General features: G+C 51.6%; 2 protein-coding genes and 1 pseudogene. All 3 read left to right on the top strand.

Annotation, left to right across the window (positions count from 1 at the left end):
• A pseudogene (locus tag CW742_RS10425) lies at window positions 1-538 on the top strand (phosphoglucomutase); the annotation flags it as partial.
• A 23-nt stretch (window positions 539-561) separates the two neighbouring features.
• Window positions 562-1,761 carry a bifunctional sugar-1-phosphate nucleotidylyltransferase/acetyltransferase gene (glmU, locus tag CW742_RS10420; RefSeq protein ID WP_292420112.1) on the top strand — a complete coding sequence of 400 codons (1,200 nt, stop codon included), beginning with the start codon at window positions 562-564 and terminating at the stop codon, window positions 1,759-1,761.
• Window positions 1,762-1,765: 4 nt separating this feature from the next.
• Window positions 1,766-2,514: sugar phosphate nucleotidyltransferase (locus CW742_RS10415; RefSeq protein ID WP_342764875.1), on the top strand; the 749-nt coding region annotated here is incomplete at its 3' end.

The following is a 2,514-nucleotide window of genomic DNA, read 5'->3' as shown; positions in this document are numbered from 1 at the left end:
GTATATCGGGGGAGACCATCTCCTCATGCTCTTTGCCAGATACCTTGATGCTAAGCGTGTTGTTACAACAAGCGATGCTTCGATGATCATCGATGAGATCGCCGATGTCCACAGGACTCCGGTTGGGGATGCGTATGTCTCCGAGGAATTGATCACCTGGGGAGATTTCGGCGGAGAGCCTTCCGGGGCATGGATCTTCCCGCAGATCTCGTTGTGCCCGGATGGTCCGTTTGCCGCGGCACTTCTCTGCGAGATTGCATCGGAATGGAATATTGCCGAAGAGATTGACGCGATGCCCACGTATCCGGTCCTGCGTGAATCATTCAAGACCGATGCTGCAAGAGAGATCCTCACCTCGCTTGGTTCACCGAACCCGACAGATGGAATACGACTTTCTGATGATGACGGGTGGTGCCTTGTCCGTGCCAGCGGCACCGAGCCGAAAATCCGGGTTACTGCCGAAGGCAGGACACGGGAGAAGGCAAAGGCAATGCTCGAAAAAGGAAAGGAACTCATCCGGCAGGGGAAAACTGCTTAAACATTGTAAGAGGAGCTGTACTTATGCAATGCGTCGTCCTCGCAGCAGGGGAAGGGAAACGGATGCGCCCCCTGACGGCGAAACGCCCAAAAGTCATGCTCCCCATAGCAAACAGTCCTATGATGGAGCACCTCGTCATCGCAGCACGGGATGCCGGCATAACTGAGTTTGTCTTTGTTGTGGGATACGGTGAACGGGAGATACGCAGGCATTTTGGTGACGGGACATCACTGGGGATCCACATTGAATACACTACTCAGCGCCAGCAGAAGGGAACCGCTGACGCAGTCGCTGCTGCCCGGAACCATATTACCGGGCCATTCCTTGTCCTGAACGGGGACATGGTCCTGAAAAGAGAGGATATCGCTGCACTTTGCACCAGAAATCCCTCCTGTATGTGCACGACGACCACGGATCATGCTGAAGACTACGGGGTGATCATGGTTGAAAACGGGTATATTACCTCTCTTGAGGAGAAGTCCAGGCACCCAAAATCGAACCTGATCAATGCGGGGGCTTACCTGTTTTCCCCGGAGATCTTCGACATTATCGATGCCGTCAGACCATCGCCACGCGGGGAACTGGAACTGACTGATGCACTTGCGGTACTGATTGCCCATAAGCAGCTGTCCTCCCACCATCTCACGTATTGGATGGATGTCGGCAATCCCTGGGACCTGCTTGACGCAAACACCTCGTTTTTAGAAATTATCCCGTCAACAAATGCAGGTATTATCGAAGACGGCGTTACCCTGAAAAACCCGGTCTCGGTTGGAGAAGGTTCGGTGATAAAAGCCGGCACCTATATCGAAGGCCCTTGCACAATTGGAAAGAACTGCAGGATCGGACCACATGCCTATATCCGGGGTGCAACCAGTATTGGCGATGGTTGTCATATCGGCCATTGTTCCGAGCTCAAGAACTCCATTATCATGGATGGAACAAAAATCCCCCACTTTAATTATATCGGAGACTCCGTCGTCGGATCCGGGTGTAATTTTGGTGCGGGGACAAAGATTGCCAATCTCCGTCATGATCATGCAAATGTGCGGGTCTGCGGAAAGGATACCCGCAGGAAAAAATTTGGTGCCATTATCGGAGACGGGGTACAATTCGGGATAAACTGTTCTGTCAATGTCGGGACACTGATCGGCAGTGATGCGCAGTTTGCACCTAATACCGTGATAGAAGGATGTATTGGGGAAAAGACAATTATTCGATAGGTGAATGATGCAGGCAGTAATTCTGGCAGCAGGAGAAGGGAGGCGTGTCCGTCCATTGACGAAGAACCGGCCAAAGGCAATGATCCCTGTGGCAAACCGGCCAATCATCGAGTTCGTCATCGATGCCCTGATAAAAAACGGCATCCGTGATATCATTGTCGTTGTCGGGTACCGCAAGGAACTGGTGACAAGGTATCTCAATACCCTGGACATTCCTGTTGAAGTTATTGTCCAGAATAAACAACTGGGAACTGGACATGCACTCCTTGCCGCTGAACCAAAGATCCAGAACAACTTCATCGTTCTCCCGGGAGACAATTACATCGACCCCGCCTCCATTGCCCGCATTAAGGATCACTCCAATGCTATGCTGGTCAAGGAACATCCCAGCCCCTCAAATTTCGGGGTTGTAATGCTCAGCAACGGTCATGTGACCCAGATCATCGAGAAACCGGCACACGCTCCCAGTTTCCTGGTCAGTACGGGAATTTATTCTCTGACAAAGGATTTTTTTTCCCATATCCGTGAAAACAACCTGACCGATGCGGTTTCCTCGCTGATTGCCAGCGGTGTGAAGATACAGGGAATTCCAGCTGATGACTGGCAGGATGCAATATATCCCTGGGACCTGCTTAAAATGAATCGTCGATTCCTCCAGAATATTCCGCCGACACATGATGGGACTATCAGCCGCCATGCAACCATCCAGGGTGCTGTCCAGATTGGGAAAGGGACAACAATTGGTCCCAATAC

The sequence above is a fragment of the Methanoregula sp. genome (assembly GCF_002835825.1).
In the GTDB taxonomy this organism is placed as follows: Archaea; Halobacteriota; Methanomicrobia; order Methanomicrobiales; family Methanospirillaceae; genus Methanoregula.
Note: the sequence above shows the minus strand (reverse complement) of the source record. Positions and strands in the feature narration are given on the sequence as shown.

What these genes read in the sequence shown, in the direction of transcription:
- glmU (WP_292420112.1), top strand. Translation starts at nt 562, where the DNA reads ATGCAATGCGTCGTCCTCGCAGCAGGGGAAGGGAAACGGATGCGCCCC.